The 422-nt window shown below is 53.6% G+C and carries 1 pseudogene; it reads right to left on the bottom strand.

Features of this window, described 5'->3' with window-relative positions:
- Positions 1–422 (bottom strand): annotated as a pseudogene (locus tag QKW35_RS21270) (phenylacetate--CoA ligase); the annotation flags it as partial.

Genomic DNA, 422 nt, shown 5'->3' with positions numbered 1-422 from the left:
CGTTCCATCTCGTCGATCAGGTTCAGCATGTAGGATGGCGTCACCATGATAATGTCCGGATCAAAATCCTGGATCAGCTGGACCTGTTTCTCGGTCTGGCCACCGGACATAGGGATCACAGTACAGCCCAGACGCTCGGCACCGTAGTGTGCACCCATACCACCCGTGAACAGACCGTAACCGTAAGAAACGTGTACTTTGTCACCGTAGTGGCCACCCGCAGCACGGATGGAACGTGCAACGACGTCAGCCCAAGTATTGATATCGTTCTGGGTGTAACCCACAACAGTTGGCTTACCGGTGGTACCGGAAGATGCGTGTACGCGAACAACCTCATTCATCGGAACCGCGAATGAATCGAACGGGTAGGCGTCACGTAGATACGCTTTGGTGGTGAACGGGAAGTTTTTCAAATCGTCCAG

Source organism: Pontibacterium granulatum (assembly GCF_029961155.1).
GTDB lineage: Bacteria > Pseudomonadota > Gammaproteobacteria > Pseudomonadales > Balneatricaceae > Pontibacterium > Pontibacterium granulatum.
Note: the sequence above shows the minus strand (reverse complement) of the source record. Positions and strands in the feature narration are given on the sequence as shown.